The sequence below is a fragment of the Niallia sp. FSL W8-0954 genome (genome assembly GCF_038005605.1).
Classification (GTDB): domain Bacteria; phylum Bacillota; class Bacilli; order Bacillales; family Cytobacillaceae; genus Niallia; species Niallia circulans_A.
Genome location: NZ_JBBOTN010000001.1, coordinates 780,770 through 806,106 on the forward strand (window position 1 = coordinate 780,770; position 25,337 = coordinate 806,106).

At 35.1% G+C, this 25,337-nt stretch carries 17 protein-coding genes; 12 read left to right on the forward strand and 5 right to left on the reverse strand.

What is annotated here, in order from left to right:
• Nucleotides 1–245: 245 nt before the first annotated feature.
• A complete protein-coding gene (locus NX902_RS03865) occupies nucleotides 246–839 on the reverse strand; it encodes a LysE family transporter (RefSeq protein WP_095330810.1) in 594 nt (197 codons plus the stop codon).
• Between the two features lie 825 nt (nucleotides 840–1,664).
• Here NX902_RS03865 and NX902_RS03870 point away from each other — a divergent pair.
• The gene (locus NX902_RS03870) at nucleotides 1,665–7,226 is read left to right on the forward strand and encodes a 5'-nucleotidase C-terminal domain-containing protein (RefSeq protein WP_341160559.1); all 5,562 of its coding nucleotides are present in this window, start codon (nucleotides 1,665–1,667) and stop codon (nucleotides 7,224–7,226) included.
• A gap of 349 nt (nucleotides 7,227–7,575) precedes the next feature.
• Here NX902_RS03870 and NX902_RS03875 read toward each other — a convergent pair whose 3' ends face one another.
• On the reverse strand, nucleotides 7,576–10,995 hold the full coding sequence (locus NX902_RS03875) for a carbohydrate binding domain-containing protein (protein WP_095330814.1): 3,420 nt from the start codon (nucleotides 10,993–10,995) through the stop codon (nucleotides 7,576–7,578).
• Between the two features lie 385 nt (nucleotides 10,996–11,380).
• On the opposite strand from NX902_RS03875, the gene NX902_RS03880 reads away from it, so the two are divergent.
• The 7 genes from NX902_RS03880 to NX902_RS03910 all read left to right on the forward strand — a co-directional run bounded on the left by NX902_RS03880 (nucleotide 11,381) and on the right by NX902_RS03910 (nucleotide 18,701).
• Nucleotides 11,381–12,067: a response regulator transcription factor gene (locus tag NX902_RS03880; protein WP_095330816.1), complete on the forward strand. Its 687-nt coding sequence runs from the start codon at nucleotides 11,381–11,383 to the stop codon at nucleotides 12,065–12,067.
• The gene (locus tag NX902_RS03885) at nucleotides 12,064–13,329 is read left to right on the forward strand and encodes a HAMP domain-containing sensor histidine kinase (RefSeq protein WP_095330817.1); all 1,266 of its coding nucleotides are present in this window, start codon (nucleotides 12,064–12,066) and stop codon (nucleotides 13,327–13,329) included. Before NX902_RS03880 ends, NX902_RS03885 begins: the two co-directional genes overlap by 4 nt.
• A gap of 116 nt (nucleotides 13,330–13,445) precedes the next feature.
• Entirely contained in the window at nucleotides 13,446–14,204 is a 759-nt protein-coding gene (locus tag NX902_RS03890; RefSeq protein ID WP_341160560.1) for an ABC transporter ATP-binding protein, read from the forward strand.
• Nucleotides 14,164–16,551, forward strand: coding sequence for an ABC transporter permease (locus tag NX902_RS03895; RefSeq protein WP_235850285.1), 2,388 nt, complete (start codon nucleotides 14,164–14,166; stop codon nucleotides 16,549–16,551). The genes NX902_RS03890 and NX902_RS03895 overlap by 41 nt, the downstream gene beginning before the upstream one ends.
• Before the next feature lie 186 nt (nucleotides 16,552–16,737).
• The gene (locus tag NX902_RS03900; RefSeq protein WP_163184916.1) at nucleotides 16,738–16,893 is read left to right on the forward strand and encodes a hypothetical protein; all 156 of its coding nucleotides are present in this window, start codon (nucleotides 16,738–16,740) and stop codon (nucleotides 16,891–16,893) included.
• 63 nt (nucleotides 16,894–16,956) lie between these two features.
• Nucleotides 16,957–17,229 carry a hypothetical protein gene (locus NX902_RS03905; RefSeq protein WP_095330821.1) on the forward strand — a complete coding sequence of 91 codons (273 nt, stop codon included), beginning with the start codon at nucleotides 16,957–16,959 and terminating at the stop codon, nucleotides 17,227–17,229.
• A gap of 257 nt (nucleotides 17,230–17,486) precedes the next feature.
• Complete coding sequence (locus NX902_RS03910; protein WP_095330823.1) at nucleotides 17,487–18,701, forward strand: sensor histidine kinase; 1,215 nt, start codon at nucleotides 17,487–17,489, stop codon at nucleotides 18,699–18,701.
• Between the two features lie 59 nt (nucleotides 18,702–18,760).
• Here NX902_RS03910 and NX902_RS03915 read toward each other — a convergent pair whose 3' ends face one another.
• Together NX902_RS03915 and NX902_RS03920 are read right to left on the reverse strand one after the other, a co-directional pair.
• Nucleotides 18,761–19,624 carry an IS3 family transposase gene (locus tag NX902_RS03915; RefSeq protein WP_341160561.1) on the reverse strand — a complete coding sequence of 288 codons (864 nt, stop codon included), beginning with the start codon at nucleotides 19,622–19,624 and terminating at the stop codon, nucleotides 18,761–18,763.
• Nucleotides 19,625–19,632: 8 nt separating this feature from the next.
• Nucleotides 19,633–20,010: a transposase gene (locus tag NX902_RS03920; protein WP_340461236.1), complete on the reverse strand. Its 378-nt coding sequence runs from the start codon at nucleotides 20,008–20,010 to the stop codon at nucleotides 19,633–19,635.
• 96 nt (nucleotides 20,011–20,106) lie between these two features.
• Here NX902_RS03920 and NX902_RS03925 point away from each other — a divergent pair, with 96 nt between their 5' ends.
• From NX902_RS03925 to NX902_RS03935, 3 genes are all read left to right on the forward strand, one after another.
• Entirely contained in the window at nucleotides 20,107–20,610 is a 504-nt protein-coding gene (locus NX902_RS03925) for a hypothetical protein (RefSeq protein WP_341160562.1), read from the forward strand.
• 279 nt (nucleotides 20,611–20,889) lie between these two features.
• Nucleotides 20,890–21,384, forward strand: a complete 495-nt coding sequence (locus NX902_RS03930; protein ID WP_095330824.1) for a YehS family protein — start codon at nucleotides 20,890–20,892, stop codon at nucleotides 21,382–21,384.
• A gap of 17 nt (nucleotides 21,385–21,401) precedes the next feature.
• On the forward strand, nucleotides 21,402–22,109 hold the full coding sequence (locus NX902_RS03935; RefSeq protein ID WP_171509321.1) for a M48 family metallopeptidase: 708 nt from the start codon (nucleotides 21,402–21,404) through the stop codon (nucleotides 22,107–22,109).
• A 500-nt stretch (nucleotides 22,110–22,609) separates the two neighbouring features.
• Here NX902_RS03935 and NX902_RS03940 read toward each other — a convergent pair whose 3' ends face one another.
• Nucleotides 22,610–23,500, reverse strand: coding sequence for a LysR family transcriptional regulator (locus NX902_RS03940; RefSeq protein ID WP_163187928.1), 891 nt, complete (start codon nucleotides 23,498–23,500; stop codon nucleotides 22,610–22,612).
• Between the two features lie 137 nt (nucleotides 23,501–23,637).
• Here NX902_RS03940 and NX902_RS03945 point away from each other — a divergent pair, with 137 nt between their 5' ends.
• Nucleotides 23,638–24,726 carry an NAD(P)-dependent alcohol dehydrogenase gene (locus NX902_RS03945; protein WP_123258916.1) on the forward strand — a complete coding sequence of 363 codons (1,089 nt, stop codon included), beginning with the start codon at nucleotides 23,638–23,640 and terminating at the stop codon, nucleotides 24,724–24,726.
• The last annotated feature ends 611 nt before the right edge of the window (nucleotides 24,727–25,337 follow it).

Here is a 25,337-nt window from a genome sequence, read left to right on the forward strand (position 1 = left end):
AACAGAGAAATTTGGTATGAGCATAGTGTTGCAGCGGAATTTTCCAAAAGATAATGATTTTAAAAGTAAAGGGATATAGATGAATTTTTTCGATTGTTTTTTTAGAGCTGGTTTTAAAGACAAGCTCTTGGAACAGTCTCTTATTATCTATGCTTTATCGTTTTGAAATTTTTTTAAGAAGGAAGTGTTCAGCAAGAAAAATTGGAGGGGGATTAACCACCCTCCTTCTTGTCGTATGTATGAATTTAATGTAAAACAATGGAAATAGCGCTGTATATTAATAACAAGGCCATTATGATATTAAATGGCTTCTGATATTTTGATAATGACTTCTGAAAGATGGAGCCAAATATACTCCAACATAATGAGCTTAGAAATCCGATAATCCCTAAAAATAATGAAAAGATAAAATAACTAAAGTAAGAAGTGTAGTAAGGCAATATAAAGGTTGATACAACTGTAATCCCATACAAAATTCCTTTTGGATTAATAAATTGTATCAAAACGCCGATTAAAAAAAGATTTTTGTTTGTCTCATCATTTTTTTCATTATTATTATGGATGCTTTTACTCGTAAGTGTTTTATAAGCTAAGTAAAGAATATAGCCGACACCTAAAATAGTTAATGGTAACTTTATAATGGGCAGGATACTTATAAGCAAAAGATTAAAAATACTACACATCAAAGCTAAAACAAAAAAGCCAGCTGAAACTCCCAAACTGAACTTAATAGTTTTTTTAAATCCATATTTATTAGCAAACGACATTGCCATAAAATTATTTGGACCTGGAGTAAAGCTGCTAACTAATACAAACAAAAGGAATGATAAAAAGGGCATATTTAACCTCCATTTCTACTTGATATATTGTAATCTATGAAGATTACAATATACCACACTTTTGTTATATTATACAAAGTAGTGATGAGGAGTTTTTCCATTATGTCTGGAGTCATTCTCATTTTCAAAATACGGATCCAATTTAGGGCTGAATTTTTTAATTCAGCTTTTTTTAGTCGTAAACTTGCTTATTTTATTTTTATTCATGTAGGAAGTATATCTAAATATCTAAAGGAATGCTGATTTATAAATAGGAGTTTGTTACTAGTTCTTTTATTTGGTATCAAAAAAATTAGACAGAAGAAGTTGGACTTTTTAAAGATTGTTATTCCGAATTCATGTTATAGAAAACGTTTTTTTATTAAAAAAACTTATTCATATTACGACAAATAGCATTAAAATTCTATTTTTTTTGTAAATTCTTTATATTTTTGAAAATGTATCTTGTTATGCGATTTATATCATTATACAATGATTCACGGATAGGTTTGTTATATTTTTATAGTAAAAATATAACTTATTATCCTTCGATTAGTTGTATAGGTGTTTAGACCTATAACATTTTATGAGCTACAACTATATTGTCAGAAAAAGGATGTGACAAAGAAACTAGCTAATTTTGCAGTGGTACAGTGGATTGTGAAAAAGTTATGGATGGGAAGCTGAATATGGAAAACTACTATTCTATTAGGGTAATTTTCTAACAGGACTAGGACCTTAGTAGTTCATCTTCAGAATCTTGTATGTGTCATTTTCAAACAAGATAGTCTCCTTTCGAGACGTCCGAATCATGAAGCTAATCTAAAAAATATGAGGAGAAAAAACATGAAAAGAAGAAATAAGAGGAATCTTAGTGTTATTACGATAATTGCTATACTTTTTAGTTTATTCTCACCAGTAGCTAATCTAAATGTAAAGGCAGAAACGGTTGTAGCTACAGATTTGATTATCTCAGAATATATCGAGGGAAGCAGCTTTAATAAGGCGATTGAGTTATATAACGGAACTGGCGCTGATCTTGATTTAAGTCAGTACAGCCTTGGAATTCATACAAATGGTGCAGAGAAAATTTCCCATAAGCTCTCACTGAACGGTACATTAAAAAATGGCGAAACTTATGTTATTTATCACGGTCAAGCCGATGAAAAAATAAAGGCAAAAGGAAATCTAGAAAATTCGACGGTAATTAATTTTAATGGTAACGATCCTCTTGTTCTATTAAAAGGAGAATCTATTATTGATTCACTTGGCCAAGTTGGCTCGAATGCTGATTTTGCTAAAGACGTTACGTTAATTAGAAATAGTGATGTTTTATCTGGTGACAAAAATATTAAAGATAGTTTTGATCGAAATGTAGAATGGACGAACAAAGGAATTAATTCCTTTGATAATCTTGGCATACATACTTTTGGTACAGCTGCTCCTGAAGAGCCAACTGAACCTGCAGAACCAGAACCTGCTATTTCGATCGCAGATGCTCGTGAACTTGGCACTGGTAAAACAGTTACGATAGAAGGAATTGTGACAACAAATTCAGGACTTTGGGGAAGCGAAACTTTTTATATGCAAGATTCCACTGCTGGAATGTATGTTTATGCTAGCCCTAAATCTGTTAAGCCAGGAGAGAAGATAAAAATAACGGGCGTATTGAAGACATATAAAAATGAACTGGAAATTGAACCAGAAAGCCTTGATATCGTGTCTTCAGACAATGATCTGCCAGAAGCGCAGTCTGTTACGGAAGTAACTGATTCCACACAAGGTGAATTGCTTACATTACAAAATGTTACAATCTCTGAAATGACAAAGGATAGCTATGGCACTGCTGCATTCCAAGCTATATTTGAAAGTGGAGAAAAGGTACGTGTTATCCACGATAATCGTACAGGTTCCACTTATGATGACTTAATCAAGCAATACAAAGAAGGAGATAAAGTTCATCTTACCGGAATCGGATCAATCGATGAAACGGGGTATCATCTAAAAACTACTGGTCTTAATAGCTATGATTTAGTGAATAAGCCAGCCGTTTACTCCACACAAACACCAGGGGTAGTCCCAGCTGGTACAGAGGTTGAATTGAATTCTGGTCTAGAAGATGCAGCTATTTACTACACAACAGATGGTTCTACACCAACTGAAAAAAGTACAAAATACACACAGCCAATCTCTTTAAAAACGGGTGAAACTACGATTAAAGCAATTGCTGTAACAAATGGTACAGTAAGTGATGTATTTAGCTTTACTTTTAAAATTCTAAATACGGAAAATCTCCGTATCCATGATATACAAGGAAAAGGGCATATTTCTGAATATAATGGTTCTTCTGTTACGGACATAACTGGTGTTGTAACCCATGTGTTTGGGTCAAGCAGTTTTGTTATGCAGGATGTGGATGGAGCAGATACAGATATCGAAACATCTGAAGCAATTGAAGTATACAAGTCCTCTCACGGGGTTTCTGTTGGAGACAAAGTTTCCGTTAATGGAACTGTTACGGAATATGGCGGAGGAGCTAATCTGTCCAAAACACAAATTACCGCAACATCCATTACTAAAGATGGGACGGCTGAACTACCAGCTCCACTTATTATTGGGAAAGATATTTTTCCTCCAAACAAAGTAATTGATAATGATGAAATGACATCTTTTGATCCAGATGAAGATGGAATTGACTTTTGGGAATCTCTTGAATATATGCGTGTATCATTCCCAGATGCACTAGTAGTAGGACCGCCGTATTCGAATGATGTGCCTATTATTGTGGAAAGCACGACGAATAATACGTTAAATAATCAAGGTGGATTAAATATTGCTGAAGACGATTATAACCCAGAAAAAATCTTTTTAGATAATGTGGGAAGTGATTTCCAGCCAGGTGATAAGTTTAATGGTGATGTTGTCGGTGTCGTAACCTATTCAAGTAATGGTTATCAATTATCTGTTAATAAAAACGAATTACCTACTTTAACAAAATCCAATTTAACACAAGAAGTTACTCATATTGTCCCGGCAGAGGATAAATTAACCGTGGCTTCATACAATATTGAGAATTTCTCTAATAATAAAGCAAACACTCCAGATGCCAAAGTAGCTAAAATTGCCAAGTCATTTGTAGAAAACATGAAATCTCCTGATATTATTACGTTAGTAGAGGTTCAGGATAATGATGGAGAAACTGATTCAGGAAACTCTGATGCATCAGAAAGCTATCAACGTTTAATCAATGCAATTGTTGCTGCAGGTGGTCCAGCATATAAATGGATAGACGTGGCTCCTGTAAATAACACAAACGGTGGAGCTCCTGGTGGCAATATTCGTGTTGGTCATCTTTACAACCCTGAACGTGTAACATTGGTTGAAGGAACGAAGGGAAAAGCAACGGAAGCAAATGGATGGACGGAAACAGGGAACCTTACATTAAACCCAGGTGTTATTAACCCAGAAGCATTTACTAACACACGTAAACCACTTGCTGCAGAATTTGAATTTAAAGGTCAGCGTGTTGTAGTAATCGGAAACCATTTGAATTCTAAAGGTGGAGATCAAACTTTATGGGGAGCTAACCAGCCGCCTGTACTGTCTTCTGAAGCAGAGCGCATCAAGCTTGCCCAAGAAGTAAACAACTTTATTAAAGAAGGGCTTGTCAAAAACCCTAACTTAAATGTGGTTGTAACTGGAGACATGAATGATTTTGAATTTACACCGGCTCTTAAGGCTTTAAAGGGTGAGATTTTAACAAATATGGTGGAAAAGGTTCCAGCTGAAGATCGTTTCTCCTACTTCTTCCAAGGTAACAACCAAGTACTAGACCATATTTTAGTAACAAATAGATTAGCAAATGTAACAACGGCTGATATGATTCATATTAACGCCAACTTTACGGAAGCAACTGGACAAGCATCTGACCATGATCCAGTAATGGTTCAACTTGATTTATCTAATTTACCAGAAGTACCTGATTTAACTATTATGCATACTAATGATATCCACTCAGCTTTGGATAACATACCGAAGACAGTTACTGCGGTAAAAGAAATAAGAGCAGCAAATCCAGATGCCCTTCTCCTTCATGCAGGAGACCAATTTACAGGGACCTTATACTTTAATGAATTCAAAGGAAAAGCTGATTTAGCGATGCTGAATTTGCTTGGCATTGATGCAATGACCTTTGGAAACCATGAATTTGATTTAGGATCTTCTGCAGAGGGTCATCAAGCGCTAGCTGACTTTATTAAGGGAGCAAACTTCCCATTTGTCAGTGCGAATGTTGATTTTTCGAAAGATGGGAAATTTACTGGACTTCAGAACAAATCGATTGAATCGAATAGTGAAAACGGAAAGATATATAATGGCATTGTCAAAGAAGTAAACGGAGAGAAAGTTGGGATTTTTGGATTAACGACAGCGGAAACGGCGGATATTTCTAGCCCAGGATCGATTGCTTTTGAAAACTATTTGAAAGAAGCAGAAAAAGCAGTAGAAGCTTTTGAAGAAGCAGGGGTAAATCGAATTGTTGCCTTGACCCATATTGGATATGACGATAATGCAGCAATTGATAATGATTTAATTCTTGCGGAAAAAGTAGAAGGTATTGACGTGATTGTCGGTGGTCATAGCCATACAACATTGGAGAAACCAGTAATAGTAGACGAGGATGAAACACCTACGCTAATTGTTCAAACGGGTAACTCAAACAGCAATCTTGGCGTTGTAAATGTAACTTTTGATGAAAATGATGTAGTGAAGACTTATGACGGTCACTTAGTAGCTATCGGTGCTCAAGAAGAGGATGAAGAAGCTGTTAAAGTATTGGAGCCATTTAAAGAGAAAATTAATCAAGTGGCTAAAACGGAAATCGGCGTGTCCTCACCAATTGCATTAGAAAGTCCACGTACGAATGGCGATGATACAAAACCAAGTGTCCGCAAGAATGAAACGATTTTAGGGAACTTGATTACTGATGGAATGCTTGAGAAGTCAAGAACGTTCACTGGTAAAAATATTATTATGGCCCTGCAAAATGGCGGGGGAATCCGTGCAGCAATTGATAAAGGACCAATCACTGTTGGTGAAATAATCACGGTCCTTCCATTTAACAACACATTAGCAACCATGGATGTAACAGGTGCTGAGCTAAAAGAGGCATTTGAAATTTCTTTAGGTCAGTATCCAACAGAAAATGGTGGTTTCTTACATGTAGCGGGTGGAAAAGTTGTATATGATGAAACAAAACTACCTGGAGAGCGAATTGTATCTGTTTCCTATTTAAATGAAGCTGGTAAATATGTAGAAGTACAAGATGATACGATGTACACAATTGCTACAAATGCATTTACTGCCAAAGGTGGAGACGGCTATGACGTTTTTGCTAAAGCTTATGCAGAAGGACGCGTTACAGACTTAGGACTATCTGATTGGGAAAACTTCCGTGACCATTTAGTAAGTATTGGAAGCGAGGGAATTCCTACTGAAGTAGAAGGAAGAATTATAGATGTGAGTCAGGAGCCAGGGCAAGAGCCAGGAGAAGAGCCAGGGCAAGAGCCAGGAGAAGAGCCAGGGCAAGAGCCAGGAGAAGAGCCAGGGCAAGAGCCAGGAGAAGAGCCAGGAGAAGAGCCAGGGCAAGAGCCGGGTGAAGAACCGGGTAAAGAGCCAGGACAAGGACCTGGAGAAAAGCCAGGCAATAAGCCAGGAGAAAAACCTGGTAACTCAAATAAAGTAAAAGAAATTAAACCGAAAGTAATAAAGGATGGTAGCAAGTATAAGATTAGTGATTCTGCCCTTGCAAATATTGCGGATAATGCTGTAGTTGTTATCAAACTGGATAACAAAATCAATGCAACATTTACATTAACAAAAGAGCAAGTCCAAGCTTTACAGAAAGCAGGAGCATCGATTGTAGTAAGTAATGGAAATGTAGAAGTACAAATCCCTGCCTCCGTTCTTCCGTTAGCTGAAAACGTAAATATTAACGTGAAGAAAATGGAAGTAAAAGGTCCCATTATTGCTTATGACTTTACAATAGAAGCTGATGGGAAAACGTACCATGAATTTGATGATAAAGTGAAACTCACATTTAAAGTTGATCCAAAACAAGTCAAAAATCCTAAAACTGTAAAAGTTTATTATTGGAATGAAAAAGCAGGAAAATGGGAATTGATTGGTGGAGACTATAAGAACGGCAAGGTGTCCGTTTATACGGATCACTTTAGTACGTATGGTGTATTTGAAGGACAGCCAAAGTCTTCTAATGTTCCAGCTCATCAAGCTAATGAGCTTCCAGATACAGCGACAAACAACTTTAATATTTTAGTTGCAGGGTTTATGTTACTTATAGTTGGTATTGGTTTGTATTTTGTGAAGAGAAGAAATTCGAGAACAAATTAATTGGTATTAATCGAGTGATTTTTATCTTCCTTAGCAAAACTAGGTAGAAGGGGAAGAACTCAGAATCCCCTAATATTAGAAAATAAAGAAATAGCGTTTTTTTAAACATTTTCGTTAAGGTATTTAAAAATAGGATAGCTTTGATAAAGAGGATGATCTCCCTGAATAGGGGATCATCTTTTTACTTCTTACTTTTTAATAGAAAATCAGAAGCTAAAAACTAACAATAAGTGCGGTTATTGGAAGTTTTTCTTAATTTCTACAATTTGAATAAAGACTCTATAGATGCAAGCCTCTTTTTTTAGTCATTTGATCTATAGAGTTCATTATTATGTTATATAGTATTTCTTTATGGGTGTCCCCTTGTTACTTGACCATTTTTAAGAATGTACTCCCCTGATTTAAAGTGATAGTTACTACCTTGATTGTTGTCCCATGAATTATTTCCATTATTAAAAGCAGCTTCTAGACCGTCTGCTGTACCAATATCCAATGTAATCACAAAGTAGCCTGGATAATCGCTTTTGGACATTTGTGTTCCAGGTAATGTACTCCAATGCCTGTCATATGGTGAATAGTGAATCCGAGGTTCATTCCATCCAGTATAATAATAAATGGTTACTTTATTAGTGGACGGAGGTTCCCCTTCTAAAAGTTGTCCATTGTCCACAGTAAAGGTGCCATTTGTAAAAGCGTAATTTTTCCCGTTGTTATTATCCCACTTTCCTTGACCATTATTAAAGGCTGCATTTATTTTATCGGCCTCTCCTAAGGGAATGGTTGTTACATAGTAAGCTGGAATACTAGATTGCTCCATTTTCTTTCCAGGTAGATGTGTCCAATCTCCATCGCCAACTTGATAATGGATGTAAGGATTCTCAACACCTTTATAATAAATCGTTACTTCATTTGTGCGAATCTCTGTTGTTGTAACAGAAATAATATTGCTGCTTTTTGATTTCCCTATATCATTGATGGCTATTACATAATATTCGTATTCTGTCTGTGGACTGACACCAGTATCCTTATAGGAGGTAGTAGATGTTTCTCCAATTTTTTCTGCATCTCGGTATACAGCATAATGAGACACGTTAGCTGATGAAGCTTCCCAATTTAGTGTTACGGAACTAGCATTCACTTCCGTTGCTTTTAAATTTTTTGGAGCTGAAGGGACAACTGGAGCAGTTGGATCACTATCATGCCATTCTCCATCAAACCATCCGCTTGTGCTTCTTATGAATCCAGGCTGATTAGGACCAGGCCACTGATTATTAGCATCCTTAAAAATTACATTCATACTCTCGGTTCCTTTAACGGTATATACATACCAATCATCTTTATAATGCTCCATCTTTGGTGCGTTATTCCAAGAAGGTTCATCAACTTTTGGTTCCGTATCATAATAATAAAGATGAGGTGTACTCCAGTTATCTGGTTTCTTAAAGTAAATAGTTAAGCCATCAATTTTTGTGAAAGTATAGGTTTTCTCTGCTTCCCCATATTGATTTTTGGCCGTTAAGGTAAGAATAATTTCATCCCCAACCGCGGTATCTGCACCCAATGAGATGGTTTTCCCTTTTGTATATGCAACTGGCTCTCCCTCGTTAATTTTATAAAATGCTTCTTCAACATTTTGATAATCCAAGGTTACATCAACTGTGTCGTCATAGAATGTACCACCAGGCGGATTAGCAGAGACTTTCGGCAATGGAGCGATTTTTTTATAAGTATACTCTTTTGCAACAGAACCTGAGTCATTTTCGGCATAGAGTTTTAGGACAAGTGTTTCGCCTATTTCTAGAGATTTTCCGATCGATAATTTTTCTCCATCAACAAATGCAGTACCATTTTCACTAGGATCGGATCCATCTACTGTGTAGTAGCCTTCGGCTGTATTTTTTAAACTAAAATATATTTCCAACTCTTCTGTATCAAATTCACTACTATTAGGAGTTACGGAAATGGATGGCAGAGCCTCTCCTTCGCGTTCTATTAATAAAACACCGTTCTTATGTGGTGTAAATGTAACCTTTCCATTTTGAACAGTAGCTGTATTGCCTGTATAGAAATCTTTTAGTTTATCTCCATCATTAAATACAGATGAAACGTCAATCGTTGTTTTGCCACTAGCTCCTACTGCAACAACAACTCGATCGTCTAATTCATTGCTGCTGAGGGTACGGCTAAATGTATAAGGACTATTTCCAATTTGCTTATGCTCACCTGCACCAATTGCCTGGTGCCTATTTCTAAACTGCCCCATTTTTTGCCAATGAGTGAGAACTTGTTCGTTAATTGAATCCCAATTCATGGAGGATCTTGTTCCCTGATTAGGATCCGAACCTGTTGGACCGAATGGTCGGGCTGTTTCATCTCCATAAAATATTTGAATACCACCAGGTAATAACATTAAATAAGTTCCACCATCAATTAATCGATCTCTAGGATAAAGCGATGTATCATGTTGAGATAGATAGCTCAGTACATTGAAATCTGGATCGGTATTGATTTTGCTTGCATAATGTGAAAACGTATCTTCCATTGATGCTAGATTGTATGCTGGACCATTTGCACCTTCTCCTTGGAAGGTAAAATTAATAATAGAGTCAAAACCATTGTAAAAATACTCACTTTTTCCTACTCCGTGTCCCCAAACTTCACCTGTCATCCAAAAATCATCATCCCATTGCGCACCAGGGGCATCTGGATTATTGGCACGCCATTTCCAAAGTGCATCATTGGCTTCTTCTTTTAGTTGTTTCCACCGGTGGATTTCTACATGTTTGGCTGTATCAACTCTAAATCCGTCAATTCCGAACTCTTCTACCCATGAGGATAACCATTTAGTGATGTAATCAGCAGGAGCAACTCCCAAATTTTTACGTAAATCTTTTGCAGCTGGAACAATCCAAGAATCGTATGATCCATTTTGCTCCTTATTCCATTTATTTTTTAATAAGTTAGGTAGACCTAAGTCTTGCGTAACATCTGTACGGAAATCAGGAAGTCCAGAAAGACACATATTTTTATCATCATTCCCACATTGAGTATAGCCGCCAATCCCAGCTTTTACCCAATCTCCCCACCAACTTTTCCATGCATTCGCATCGTCATAATTGATATAATTATGAACATCATGCCAGGATTGTCCAGAACCTGGTGTCCAAGTTTCAGGTACCCCTGGATTACCAAAATTGTATTCATGCATATCTTTAATAGTATTATATCCAGCATGGTTCATGACAACATCCATAATTACTCGAATGCCTCTTTCATGAGCCTTATTAACAAACTCTCTCATTTCATCTACAGTTCCCATGTTTTGGTCTACCATGGTGTAATCTAATGCATAATATCCGTGGTAAGAATAATGAGCGAAATCACCGCTATTACCCCCGCCAACCCAGCCGTGGATCTGTTCATAGGGAGCAGTAATCCATATTGCGTTGATTCCTAAATCTGTAAAGTAACCTTCGTCCAACTTATTTGTAAGCCCTTTCAAATCACCGCCGTGAAAAGTACCGATGTTACTTCCGTTTGCATCTGTTTGCGGTCTTCCATAGGAATTATTATTAGCGGGTTTCCCATCAGCAAAACGGTCTGTCATAGCAAAATAGACTGTTGCATTATCCCAGGAAAAGTCGCTTTCTTCTAAATTAATAGTCTCTGCTTTAACTTGATGTTGTTCATTTGAACCTTGAAACGTTAATCCAGAAAAGATAGTAAGGAAAATTAAGAATAAGTAACTTATTTTTTTGAAAAAAATCATTTGATCCCTCCTATATTTGTAAAAACGTTTGCACCAAGTATTGAAGTTCACCTCCTCATTTTTTAATAGCTATTAAGTTTTAACTATGCAAACGATTTCAATGTTGGTACGAGGATATAATAGCATAAATTTATTTAATAATCTTTAATAATAGTAGAAATGAGTAAAAAGTCGTAATAGTAAGAAAAAAGATGGAAGAAAAGCAGTTTACAAGAGATAAGGAGAAGTGGTTAATAAGCATCTATATATTGGGATAGCGTTAGCGGACAGAATGAAGCGGTAAAATTAATTTCTCTCTAGAAATTGCCATGCGTTCGTAATTCTCATGTATACTAGAAATATCCAGTTAGCAAACTAGGATAATCTTTTTCTAGGAGAATTATGGATGAAATTAGATTGTTTAATTGTTGATGATGAGATAGCTTTGGCTGAGACAACTTGTGAATATTTCAATATGTTTGAAGTCAAAACCGCATTTGTGACAAGTGCGGTAGCCTGTGAACGATTTTTAGAGGAGCATGAACCATCTATTATTCTTCTAGATATTAATCTTGGGGATTCTTCTGGTTTTGACTTATGTAAAAAACTCCGCCAAACAATCGAGGTTCCTATTTTATTTATCAGTGCCCGTTCCAGCGATGACGATGTTCTAATTGCTCTAAACATTGGTGGTGACGATTATATTCACAAGCCGTATACACTAAGTGTTTTACTAGCAAAAGTGAAAGCTGTCTTAAAAAGGTTGAATAGTAGTTCTACGAATCATCAAGAGGTTTTGGAATTTGGACCAATTCAAATAGATATAAATCTGCATCGTGTACGAGTAAATGGTACTGTTATTCAGCTTAAAGCAATGGAATATAAACTTTTGTCCTATTTGGCAAGAAATAAAAATCGGATTATTACGAAAGAAGAATTATTTCAACAAGTGTGGGGCGATACATTTGTAGGGGATGGAACCTTAAATGTACATATTCGCCATTTACGTGAGAAAATCGAAAGGAATCCTAAGGATCCACAATTTATAAAAACGATATGGGGAACAGGCTATGTTCTCGAGGATCTCCAATGAGAATAAAGTTACTGATTGTAACTATTGTAGTGCTGTTCAGTGCCGGTATTGCGCTTGCTATTTTTGTAGTAAAGAACAAGGATGTTTCCAATGTAGACCTTGTAGCCATTAATGATTTAGCTAAAACAGCCGAGAAAAATTGGGGGGGAATCAATGAACAAACCATCAGTGACATCAGCCAACCATTTTCTATTCTCGACTATAATGGAAAAGTGATTTATCAAACATCAGATAATCATTTTACTAATATATTTGAATCAATTAAAAATCGAGATATAGTGATAGATTTACAGCGAAATGACAATATTGTCGGCAAATTAATTATCCATAATGATGAACAAGAAATTGTACAGCAAATGAAAAGGGAAATAATCACATCAGTTATTTTGATATTGGCTGTATTAATGGTTATAAGCCTTTTTTATCTTTTATTTATATATAGAACGCTGCTCCGGCCATTTCAGCAGCTTCAGCACTTCGCTGCGAATGTAGCGAGAGGCAATTTCGATGTCCCATTAAATATGGGTAAAAACAATTACTTTGGTGCTTTTACAGAAAGCTTTGATTTATTGCGTGAGGAGCTTAATGCTGCACGGCAAAGGGAATATGAAACTAATCGTAGCAAAAAAGAGCTTATTGCGACATTAAGTCATGATATTAAGACACCTGTTGCTTCTATAAAAGCAGTCAGTGAGTTAATGCTGATACAAGCTGGCGGTGATAAAGTAAAGAAACAGGTGAATACGATTTTAGCAAAGACAGAGCAAATTGATTTACTGGTAACTGATATGTTCCATGCCACTTTAGAGGAATTACAGCAATTAAAAATCTCGATTACGGAAGTGTCAAGTGAAGTACTAGTTACAATGATAGAAAATGTTAATTATGATCAGCAAATCGCCTATGATCCTATTCCACCATGTATTATTTCCATGGATCCTGTGCGAATCCAGCAAGTGATCGATAATATTATAAGTAATGCCTATAAATATGCTGGGACAAGGATTACTATTAAGTCTCAAATTAATCAAGGTTATCTCAGCCTATATATAATGGACTATGGAACTGGAATAAGAGAAGACGAATTGCCTTTGCTGTTCCATAAATATTATCGAGGGGGAAATGTAGAAGGTAAAAGTGGTTCAGGACTGGGGCTATATATATCAAAGTATTTCATAGAAAAAATGCATGGTCAAATTTGTTGTTACAACCGACAAGATGGTTTTACCATTGCCTTAAAATTAAGGCTTGCAGGAAATTAAGAATTAATTAAGAATTGCACAAAGATTTAATAAGACTCCTTTTAGTAAGATAAGACTGTAAGCTTCTTTACAGTCTTTTTCTATAGCTTGAAAATAATAAGGGAGAATAGATAACTATGGAAATCATTATAAAAACGGAGAAGTTATGTAAAACCTTTTCTAGTGGGGGAATCCAGCAGCATGTTTTAAAAAATTTAGATATCAATATAGTGGAAGGCGACTTTACCATTATCATGGGAAGTTCTGGATCTGGGAAATCCACACTCCTTTATGCTATTAGTGGGATGGATAAACCCACATTGGGGGAAATCAACTTTGCGGGGAAACATTTATCTAAATTAAACAACGATCAATTAGCTATATTTAGAAGAAGTAACTGTGGCTTTGTGTTTCAACAAATATATTTATTAGACAATATGAGTGTGATGGATAATATATTGGCTAGTGGTCTTTTAGTAACAAAGAATAAGCAAGAACTTCTAAAAAAAGCAAAAGAAATATTACTGCACGTAGGTATAAATGAAAGCTCATGGCCTAAATTTCCACCCCAGCTTTCTGGTGGTGAGGCACAACGAGTTGGTATTGTGAGAGCTATTATTAACCAGCCGAAAGTACTATTCGCAGATGAACCAACTGGTGCATTAAATTCAGCATCGAGCACGAATGTGTTAGATATCTTCACCCATATAAATCGTGATGGACAAAGTATTGTCTTGGTAACACATGATATGAAAACTGCATTGCGGGGAAATCGAATTTTATATTTAAAAGATGGAGTAATCTGTGGAGACCTCGATTTAGGTGTTTATGACGATAAGGAGGATTTTGAGCGCCATGAAAAGCTTAAACACTTCCTTGCAGAAATGGGGTGGTAAGATGAAGCTGATGAATCTAGCTATTACCAATATCAGAAAAAGCAAGTCTACTACTAGTGCTTTATTTATCTTCATTTTAGTTGCTACCCTATTACTCAATCTTGGCTTAATGGTTATTATTCAACTTAGTGCATTTTTTGATCAAAAAGCAGAGCAATTAAAAGATCCTCATGTAACGATTGCTATGGATAAAGAAAGCTATCATACGAGCTATCAGGAATTTTTAGAAAAATATCCTGGGATAAAAGCAACAGAGACAGAAGAGATTATCAACATGAACCTTGCTAATTATCATTTTGGCAATGGGGAATTAACGAATAGCGTAATTATCTTTAATGCAGATGCTACTCGTACTATTGGAGCCTTAAGAATGATTGAAAAGTTAAATACATCTAGTTCTAATGATATTTTTGTGCCGTACAGTTTTAAAACAGATGGTGCCTATCGTTTAGGAGATGACTTTACCATCACTTATCAGGATAAAATGTATGAATACCAAATAGCAGGATTCTTTGAAACAACAATGTTAGGTACAAATAACATTGGTGTAATGAAATTTATGTTACCAGAGACTTCCTATCGATCACTTGCAGGAGCAATAGACAGTCAGTCAAAAGGGATGAATATGTCTGTTTTGCTGGATGATCGAACAAAATCTCCCCAGCTAAAAAATGACTTTATGGAGTATATTCAAGAAACTCAACGAGCAGAGGAAATTTCTTTCATAATGGCTTTAGATATGGGAGAGGTTAAAAGTGTCAATACATTAACGATTAATATCATCGCAACCATATTAGTAGCATTTGCTGCCATTATTATCATTATTTCATTAATTGTTATTAAGTTTAGTATTTCTAATAATATAGCAGATGGTATGACTAATATAGGGATATTAAAATCAATCGGTTATACAAGTAGACAGATTATTTCATCAATTATTCTGCAGTTTATCTTGATAACTCTTCTCGCTAGTGTGATAGGAATAGCCTTGTCCTATATCTTAATGCCTTTAATTGGGGGAATTATTTCCACCTTAACTGGATTAATATGGACTCAGAGATTTGATATGGGTGTTAATTTAATCAGTATTTTGTTTGTGACGATTTGTGTAGTTATTGTCACAATAATATCAGCCTTACGTATCCGTAAAATTATGCCCGTTGCAGCCCTGCGTAGAGGAATTCAGACACATAGTTTTAGAAAAAATCATATTCCTTTGGCAACTACAAAAGGTAATCTTCATTTTCTTCTTGCTATAAAATCAATGTTGATAAATTCTAAACAAAATATCATGATTATTTTAATTGTGATGGCTCTTACCTTTGCGACAGCCTTTTCGACGATACTCTATTATAACATTGCTTCTGATAAATCCGCGTTTGTTAACTTATTTGGATCAGAACCGGCAAATGTATATATTGCTGTTAAATCTGATACAGATACAAGAAAACTTTTAAGCAATATTGAACAAATGAATGGTGTTAGGAAAGTGAATATCTTCGACACGATTACTACGAAAATAGATGGCAAAACCGTTTATACGAACGTGACGGATCATTATAAGGAGTTAGAGAATAATGTCGTCTATGAAGGGCGTCAGCCAAAACACGAAAATGAAATATCTATCTCTTGGATGGTATCAGCTCAAATCAATAAAGGAATAGGCGATATCGTGAATGTAGAGTATGGAGCTGGAACAGTTAGTTATTTAGTTACAGGGCTTAGTCAATCGATTGGCAATTTGGGACAGATAGCATCCTTAACAATGGACGGAATTCAACAAATACAACCAGACTATAAAGGATCTACTTTTTATGTATATTTAGAAGGGATATCCAATAAAGACTTTATGAAAAAAGTTCAAGATCAGTATGGGAAAGAGATAATGGAAACATTGGATATCGATGAAAATATAGAGAGTCAAACAGGTATGTATACTGCTGCAGTATATGCTGTTATGGTGATGGTTGCGATCATTACTATTTTAGTTGTAGTCATGATTTTGTATTTAGTTATTAAAATGATGATTATTAAACGAAAGCAAGAGTTGGGAGTCTTGAAAGCATTCGGTTATTCAACGTTTCAACTAATGAATCAAATATCTATTAGTTTTCTGCCGATTATTACTATAGCTGTTATACTTGGCGGTATTCTAGGCTACTTTTTTACTAACCCGATGCTCTCCTTATTATTATCGAATGCTGGCGTTAAAAGGTTGGAATTCACAGTTCATTTACCTAGTGTGGTAATTATTTGTGTTTGTATTATGGTTTTAGCTTATATTGTTTCTATGATTATTTCGCTTAGGATTAAGAAAATATCTGCATATGAACTAATTACAGAATAAAGAAAAACCGTGCAATAAATATAAAGCAATAGGAAACTTTAGGAGTTCTAAATAAACAGCGGGCAATTTAAAAACCAGCTCATTATCTTTATTAGAGCGATTTTCTATTCTATCTTAAAGTTTAATTAAGATAAAATCCGATTTTTGGGGAATAGTAATCTTAATGAATGATAAAGGGTGGGCACGATGAAAATAATGAAATATTCCAAGACACTGTTGATTTTGTCGATGATCGTACCTTGGGTTACGGTACCCTTATTAGGTAAAAATACACTTAAACGATATATAGCTGCAAGCACGTTTATTGCGTTGATGGTGAGAGTGACAAATATTGTTGCTTAAAGACGTAAATGGTGGTGGTGGTATGAAAAAATCCATCAAATAATACCAGGAGACATTCCGTTTATGCTAGGATCCTTTTTTGTAGGTTCCATTTGGATATTAAAATGGACATACGGAAAGTTCTTTACTTATATGGGGATCAATATGGCATTTGATTCCATGTTTACCTATGTTATTGTACCTTATTTAACTAAGTTTGGAATAGCATCTTTGGTACGAATATCCAAAATGCAGCTAATGTATGTTTTTACGGTGTTAGCTTTAATCTTATATGCTTTTCAATTTTTATATGAAAAGATTCCGTTTAATAGGTGGAAACTAAAACATACAGAGTAAAAGAATTTTAGCAAGACAAAAAAATATAATGATATAGTGAAACGGATAAAAAAGGGAGCAGTTTAAGAAAGTACGAATGGAATAATCACAGATTCGTTCTTTCTTTATCTATTGTAGTGAAAATTAATTGTGGTAATGAGTCTAAAGAATCGAATATTAAGGTGTGTTAAATAGAGTTAATAGTAAAATATACCCCCTTTCTTCTGAAAAAATGTTATATTTTAGATGGAAAAAGATTAAGAGCAGAAGGGGTACTCATGAAAGAGATTAAAAATAATGTAAATAGAAAAATATACTATATTATCGTTTGGACAGTGATAGCTATTATTATAGCTGGATTATTTATTAATAATCCCCGTCTAGATGATTTTGGAGTGGCATATATATTTCAGCTGATAATGGCATTTTGTCTATCTCTTTGTTTGTTGCTGTATCCAAAGAATGGGACAGATAGTTATAGATTAATCATTATCTTATTGGGCTCCACCTACTTTTATACATTGTGTATTCTATATCCCGAAACTGGATCTAATTTTATTTTACTTTGTTTTATACCAATGCTTTCTATTTTATTTTTCAATTCGAAGCTATTTCATTTTTCCTTGTTTTTAAATAGTTTCTTCATTTTGCTTTTATTTGCTTACATTCTTTTTGTAAATCAAAAATCTCAATATAGCTATATAGAACAAGATGTAATTGGAAATTTATTGAGCTTTCTTGCGAGCCAAATTATCGTTTATTTTATTTTTTATTTAACAAATGTTCGAATGAAGCGGCAACATGTATATGACGAACAAATTCAGCATTCAGAGAGGTTGAAGACATCTGGTCAGCTTGCGGCTGCGGTTGCTCATGAAATTAGAAATCCTTTAACGGTTGTGAAAGGTTTTTTACAGTTTTATAAAGAAGATCATTCCTTTACTCCTAATCAGAAGCATCATTTTGCATTAATGATTGATGAATTGAATATGGCAGAAGAAGTAATTTCTCAATTTTTAACGATGGCGAAACCGGAACAAGAAAAAGTAACAGAAATTGTAGATGTTAAAGCTGTCCTTCAGAGTGTAACAGATTTACTGCATTCATATGGACATTTACACGATAATCAAATTGAATTGAATGTGACAGATGATTGTATTGTTTCTGCAAACATCATTGAATTAAAGCAATTGTTTATTAATATTATAAAAAATGCTATTGAGGCTTCTAAATATGGCGATTTAGTAAAGGTAACGGCAAAAAGAGAGCAAGATTTTGTTGTCATCAATGTCATCGATTATGGAAAAGGGATGTCAGAAGAAGAAATTGCCTTTCTAGGAACCCCTTTTTATTCTTTAAAAAGAAAAGGAACCGGTCTTGGCTTGATGATTTGTTTTAATATAGTAGAAAAATATAATGGCGAGCTAAAATTTAAAAGCTTAAAGGATCATGGAACGACGACCATCATTCGTTTTCCGTATTATCTAGTATAAATAAAAAGTTAAAACCTAGGGATGGACTTACCCCTGTCAAGTAGACAGCTTTAAAAAGACTAAGCAGCCATCTGGTGTCGATATTCTATCGGTGCCAGGTGGTTGAGTCGTTTTTGGAAGCGTTGGAAGTTATAGAAATAGATGTATTGTTCAACAGCTTTTCTCACTGCTACTTCCGAATTATCGTGTAACAGATACAAGCACTCACTTTTAAAGTGAGAGAAGAATGACTCTATACAAGCATTATCGTGGCAGTTTCCTTTACGAGAATGACTGCCTATCATGCCAAGTTGTTCTACTGTTTGATGATATTTAATTGATGTGTATTGAAAGCCTTGGTCCGAGTGAATGATGCTTCGATACACATTTCTTTTTGCCGTCAATTCCTGTAGCGTATCCATAACTAGTTCTAAATCGTTACGTTCACTAATCTTCCAAGCAACAATTTCGTTGTTATATAAATCTTGCACAGCCGATAAGTAGAGAAAACAACCTTTCGTTGGTAGATACGTAATATCTGTCACGAGTACCTCATTTTCTACACGCTCTTTAAATTGACGCTCTAACACATTATCAAATACACGCGATGTACGATTTCGCCATACTCTACGCTTTTTACGGATAATCGATTGAATACCAAGCTCAGTCATTAACCGATAAACTTTCTTATGATTTACATGAAATCCTTTATCTCGTAAAGCGATTTTCATACGTGGGTAACCATACATTTTATGCGTTTGATGAATCGCTAAAATGTGCTCCTTTAAAAGGATATCATCCTGTTTACGTAATGATACCTTGCCATTTTTGAGCCACTTATAATAGCCTGAACGTTCTACTTTTGCCATTTCAGTGAGCCAAGTAATTGGATAACGATCTTTCATTTCTTCGATAATGTGATAACGATCTGGGAAAGTAGGCATTCCTCCGTTTACAGATTTGGATACTGCTTTTTTAGGTATTCAACCTGAGCCTTATAATAATCACGTTCTTCTTCTACATGCTTAAAATGAATTCTTTTACCTTTTAGTGGATTCTTCACACCTTTTGCGCCAGAACCTACCGATGGTAGGCGTTCAAAGGCTTCAATGGAGCCTACTTCTTTGAATTTCTTAACCCAAGCCTTCACTTGAGAAACATTACGAATTTCATAACGATCCGCAATTTTTTGCATACTCTCATTGCCTGTTAAATAGGCTTGTACAATTTCTAATTTCAAATCATTTGAATACGTATTATTTTTTCTAGACATAGAAAAATCCCCTTTAAGTAAATGTTTATCTACAGCGTACTGTAGTTTTTTTAACATTGTCTACTTAAAGGGGATAATATCAGGAATACTCTTTCTCTAGGTTTTAGCTTTTATAGATGAAAAAGGAAAACGATTGGAATGATTTTTTTCTTTATGGGGATAACTAATAAAAAAGGAAATAAACAAATGATTGGACTTTTCATCGCTATTATTGGGGTCAATATTTTTGCATTTAAGGTAAACAAATATGTAACAAAAGCTCAAATGGTAACCATCTGGGCCTTTACCGTTGCATTTCAAGCGGGCTTTGATATTTATATATCTTTTAAATACCATGGTTACTGGTATTTTGATAAAGATGCGATTGAATGGATAGGGCTTCTTCCACATCTCGCTCTTGTGCCACCTGTGAATATTATCTTCCTAAATTGGTATCCGTTTAAAAAATCATTTATTAAACGTTTGATTTATTTTGCCTGCTGGACGATAGGGATTTTAATTTATGAGGTCATTACACTTTTACCAGAGCCATGGGGATATTTTCATTACGGATGGTGGAATGTGTGGATTTCTGTAATGGTTGATCCGGTACTTTTGTATATTTTATTACTGTATTATAAGTGGATATCTAAGTTAGATAATATTCAATTAAATTAAAATTCATTTAGCCCAAGGAATTGGGTTATTTTTTGTTAGAAAGAGATTGATTGTTTAAGGAAAGGAAGCAGTATGCATTTCTTTTTGAATTGGGATATGCCTAGTGGTTAGCTATGCACTTTCAGAGAGCAAGCTGATGACTATTTAATTATTAGTGGAAGCTCCTTTGTGATCTAGAGGTACTATACTTTTTAAGGATAATTATTTATGATTAACACTAGAACTCTACTGAAGGTAGATGAAAAGCATATAGTTGTTTTGAAAATTGGAGGTAAAATCATGGAAAATAATGATATTTTAATTCGTTTAAGATACGCGTTAGAAATAAAAAATAGTGAAATGGCAGAAATTTTTAAGCTTGGGGGGAAAGAGGTTTCTGTACCTGAAGTAGTAAGAATACTGAAGAAGACAGATGAAGAGGCAGAAAATGATGATCAAATCAAATTGACAAATAGTATGTTAGATTCCTTTTTAAATGGCTTTATTATTTATAAGCGAGGAAAGCAAGAGCCAAAACCAGGACAACCAAACACACCTGAATCATCGATAAAAAACAATACAAGTGTTAATAACATTTTATTAAAGAAAGTTAAAATTGCGCTGTCGTTAACGACAGAGGATATGATTGATATATTTAAAAAAGCGGGATTAAATGTGTCCAAAGGAGAATTAGGAGCTTTTTTAAGAAAAGAAGGCCATAAAAACTATAAAGTATGTTTAGATAATTTCGCCAGAAACTTCTTAAAGGGATTAGCTATTAAATACAGAGGATAAGTAAAGGTAGTGACGATATGCTACATACCTACTTAGGGGAAACAATCCGTTATGAAATAAAATATAAAAATCGTACTTCCATTGGAATAACAATAGATGGCTATGGAAATATTGAAATTTTGGCTCCCAAAAAGACACCAGATGAATATGTCTATCAAGTATTAGAGCAAAATTGGAACCAAATTCAAACCAGAATAAAAGAAATGCAGACAAGAATGGCAGGTCCACAGAAAAAGGTATATGAGAATAAAGAGAGATTTCTTTATTTAGGTAGTACCTATCCTATTCATATTATCCAAGAAATGGCGGTAGTCCAAGAACAGGTTAAATTCGAAGAGGACAAGCTGTGTATCTATATAAAAGAGTATGATAAGAAAAAAATAAAAAAATTATTAAAAAGGTATTATTATCAGCAAAGTAAGTCTTTAGTGGAAGAGAGGGTCTCCTTCTATCAAAGTAACTTTAAAACAAAGCCTCGGTCGATACGGATTACGGATAGCAAAACTAATTGGGGCACCTGTGATTCTAATTTCCAATTAACCTTCAATTGGAGGTTAGCGATGGCTCCAATTGAGGTAATTGATTATGTTGTTGTTCATGAAATGTGTCACATGGTTCATCTTAATCATGATCGCTCTTTTTGGAGACTTGTTGGGAAGATAATGCCTAACTACAAGGAGAAAGAGAAGTGGCTAGCTTTATCTAATTGGAAAATGACAGTCTAGTATATAAGGAGAGAAAACAGAATTTTGACTGGAGCATTAATCCAGTCTTTTTTCTTTTTTGAATGATGGAGGTTGATAGCTTAAAAGCTATCATTAATTTCTTGTACTTTGGCTGATAAGAGCTGGAGTTTGGCTGATAAATTCTAGGTTTGGCTGATAAGAGTTGAAGTTTGGCTGATAAGAGCTGGAGTTTGGCTGATAAATTCTAGGTTTGGCTGATAAGAGCTGGAGTTTGGCTGATAAATTCCAGGTTTGGCTGATAAGAGCTGGAGTTTGGCTGATAAATCCCAGGTTTGGCTGATAAGAGTTGAAGTTTGGCTGATAAATTCCAGGTTTGGCTGATAAGAGCTAAAGTTTGGCTGATAAATTCCAGGTTTGGCTGATAAGAGCTAAAGTTTGGCTGATAAATTCCAGGTTTGGCTGATAAGAGCTAAAGTTTGGCTGATAAGCCCTTAACTTTGGCTAATATCCTAAAATATCTTACCTCTTTTGCAAATGTCTCAGTTCTTTTTATTAATTTCCTTAAACGAATCAATCATATGCTGCCGAAATTGTCTTGCTACATAAGAATAATGTCTATTTTTTAACCAAGCGAAACCAACCATTTGATAACAATGGGGATTCTTTAAACGAATGATTTTACTATTAGTTAGTTGTTTTCCTAAAAAAGAATACTGAGGATAAAAGGAAATACCTTGTCCTTCGTCAACGAGCTGCAGAACTATCGACAGTTCCGTTCCTTCAAATACAATATTAGGTGTAAAGCCAGCTTGTATACAACATTGTTCAAACATACTTGTAGATTCTAATCCTGACTTATAGCCAATAAATCGTTCATTTTTTACATCTTGCAAATCAATTTCATCTAAGTGTGCTAGGCGATGGTTTTTTGGAACGATTAAATCCAACCGTTCTTTTAAGATAGGCAGCCATTCTATATCCGGCCCTGTTATGGGTGTATTAGAAACGCATAATTCAATTTCTCCCCGCATTAACCGTTCCTTTGCAATAAAATCAGGTAATATCGATTGTTGAATCCGTACATTGGGTCTTCTTTCATAGAAACGTTTGAATATAGAAGGAAGAATAGTGGAACTCATGACACTAACCGATACTTGATCTTCCTCTATTTCAGCCATTTCTCGAATTGTTTCATGGGCGTCTTCTAAGATTCTTAGAGCGTGTTCTACTTCTTTCGCATAAAACTTCCCATAATTATTCAACCGAATATTCTTCCCATTTCTATTGAATAAAGGAACACCTAAATCCTCTTCTAATCTAGCAATTGTTTTGCTTAGTGATGATTGTGAAATATCTAAATGAAGTGCTGCTTGAGACATATGCTCAGTCTTGGCAACAGTTAGAAAGTAGTGTAACTGTAATAATTGCATACGAACCCCTCTTATGAATCATAATAAATATATATATTCCTTTGCTTCTATTGTATCCATTTTCGGAAAGGATTACGATAAAAACGAATTCACAAATTTGTCACATTTAAATTGAATATATTTAAGGAGTAGATCGTATGAAGATTAAAGCAGCCGTTACCCCAGGGCAAGGTAAAGATTTTCTTTTAGAAGAAGTAGAATTAGCTGCCCCAAAAGCAAATGAAGTATTAGTGAAAATTGTTGCAACAGGTGTATGTCATACAGATGCTGTTGCCCGTGATGCAGCAATTGCTCCACTACCTGCAGTACTGGGACATGAAGGAGCAGGGATTGTTGAAGAAGTTGGTTCAGGCGTTACACGTCTAGCAAAAGGGGATCATGTTGTATTATCCTTTGCACATTGTGGACACTGCGAAAATTGTTTAACAGGTCATCCAACTGTTTGTGAAACGTTTAATGACTTGAACTTTGGTGGCGCTCATGATGATCATACACATCGCTTATCTAAAGATGGTAAACCACTTTCCACTTTCTTTGGTCAATCTTCCTTTGGTACATTTGCGATTGCCCATGAACGTAACGTTGTTAAAGTGGATAAAGAGGTAGATTTAGCGCTTTTAGGACCTTTAGGCTGTGGAATCCAAACAGGAGCGGGTACTGTTTTAAATAAAATCAAGCCTGAATTTGGAGCTACTATTGCTATTTATGGTGCAGGTGCTGTTGGCTTAAGTGCTATTATGGCTGCTAAAATAGTTGGCTGTAAAACAATCATTGCTGTTGATATTCATGATTCACGGTTAGAGCTTGCCAAAGAACTTGGTGCAACACATACATTCAACGGAACAAAAGTAGATGTTGTTAAAGAAATTAAGGAATTAACAACTGGCGGAACAAAATATGCAGTCGATACAACTGGCTTTCCTCCAGTAGTACGTCAATGCTTACAAGCATTGCGTCCATTAGGTGTGGCAGCGGTAGTGGGAGTTACACCTGAAATGAATATTGATGTTCATAATGATATAATGGCAGAAGGAAAAACAATGATGGGTGTAATTGAAGGGGACTCTGTACCAAATGTTTTTATCCCACAGCTAGTAGAATACTACAAAAACGGTCAATTTCCATTTGACAAATTAGTTAAATTCTATGACTTTGATCAAATTAATGAGGCTTTCGAAGCTTCTAAAAATGGAGAAGTCATTAAACCGATTTTACGAATAAGTTAATATCATAACTTGATTAGAAAAAACCTTCTTGTTGGAAGGTTTTTTCTTAATAGGCAAATTTGATTAGTGGGAAGATCGTTGTTTAAAGGATGGTATAGGTAGTCTTTTACGTGTATACTAAATACATAAAATAGGGGAAAGTGGCGTTCAGTTGGACGCCGCTTCTTTATATATAAAACAGTATTTTTATTTTAATATCACTACCTCAATTTATAGGCCTCTGAGAACCTTTCTCTGCTTACCCGACTATTTTCCTGAAAAATTGGTAAAGGGAACTTTTCACTCTTAGCATTCGTAATCCCTTATGAAGAAATGGAGGGGGAAAAATGGCTTTGAAAAGGAAGAAAAATAACAAATATAAACAAAATAAGAAATAAACGGAAACCTAGCGAGATAAATGGACAGAAGGCCATTATCCCTTCCTATTCTTTTTTTGAAGGATGTAATGGTAACGGTTATTTGGGGAGGAATATTTATCGTTCCAGGCCTTTTTGTTCTCGTTATAAGTTTCCTCTCATCCTGACTAAAAAGGCCGCGAGTCCCCAAAAATTAGCCTGGATTGCGCCGTTCCTCACGTTAATATTATTAGGTTTGGGTTATGCTTTCATAGG

What these genes read in the sequence shown, in the direction of transcription:
- NX902_RS03865 (WP_095330810.1), bottom strand. Translation starts at nt 839, where the DNA reads ATGCCCTTTTTATCATTCCTTTTGTTTGTATTAGTTAGCAGCTTTACT.
- NX902_RS03870 (WP_341160559.1), top strand. Translation starts at nt 1,665, where the DNA reads ATGAAAAGAAGAAATAAGAGGAATCTTAGTGTTATTACGATAATTGCT.
- NX902_RS03875 (WP_095330814.1), bottom strand. Translation starts at nt 10,995, where the DNA reads ATGATTTTTTTCAAAAAAATAAGTTACTTATTCTTAATTTTCCTTACT.
- NX902_RS03880 (WP_095330816.1), top strand. Translation starts at nt 11,381, where the DNA reads ATGAAATTAGATTGTTTAATTGTTGATGATGAGATAGCTTTGGCTGAG.
- NX902_RS03885 (WP_095330817.1), top strand. Translation starts at nt 12,064, where the DNA reads ATGAGAATAAAGTTACTGATTGTAACTATTGTAGTGCTGTTCAGTGCC.
- NX902_RS03890 (WP_341160560.1), top strand. Translation starts at nt 13,446, where the DNA reads ATGGAAATCATTATAAAAACGGAGAAGTTATGTAAAACCTTTTCTAGT.
- NX902_RS03895 (WP_235850285.1), top strand. Translation starts at nt 14,164, where the DNA reads ATGAAAAGCTTAAACACTTCCTTGCAGAAATGGGGTGGTAAGATGAAG.
- NX902_RS03900 (WP_163184916.1), top strand. Translation starts at nt 16,738, where the DNA reads ATGAAAATAATGAAATATTCCAAGACACTGTTGATTTTGTCGATGATC.
- NX902_RS03905 (WP_095330821.1), top strand. Translation starts at nt 16,957, where the DNA reads ATGCTAGGATCCTTTTTTGTAGGTTCCATTTGGATATTAAAATGGACA.
- NX902_RS03910 (WP_095330823.1), top strand. Translation starts at nt 17,487, where the DNA reads ATGAAAGAGATTAAAAATAATGTAAATAGAAAAATATACTATATTATC.
- NX902_RS03915 (WP_341160561.1), bottom strand. Translation starts at nt 19,624, where the DNA reads ATGCCTACTTTCCCAGATCGTTATCACATTATCGAAGAAATGAAAGAT.
- NX902_RS03920 (WP_340461236.1), bottom strand. Translation starts at nt 20,010, where the DNA reads ATGTTAAAAAAACTACAGTACGCTGTAGATAAACATTTACTTAAAGGG.
- NX902_RS03925 (WP_341160562.1), top strand. Translation starts at nt 20,107, where the DNA reads ATGGGGATAACTAATAAAAAAGGAAATAAACAAATGATTGGACTTTTC.
- NX902_RS03930 (WP_095330824.1), top strand. Translation starts at nt 20,890, where the DNA reads ATGGAAAATAATGATATTTTAATTCGTTTAAGATACGCGTTAGAAATA.
- NX902_RS03935 (WP_171509321.1), top strand. Translation starts at nt 21,402, where the DNA reads ATGCTACATACCTACTTAGGGGAAACAATCCGTTATGAAATAAAATAT.
- NX902_RS03940 (WP_163187928.1), bottom strand. Translation starts at nt 23,500, where the DNA reads ATGCAATTATTACAGTTACACTACTTTCTAACTGTTGCCAAGACTGAG.
- NX902_RS03945 (WP_123258916.1), top strand. Translation starts at nt 23,638, where the DNA reads ATGAAGATTAAAGCAGCCGTTACCCCAGGGCAAGGTAAAGATTTTCTT.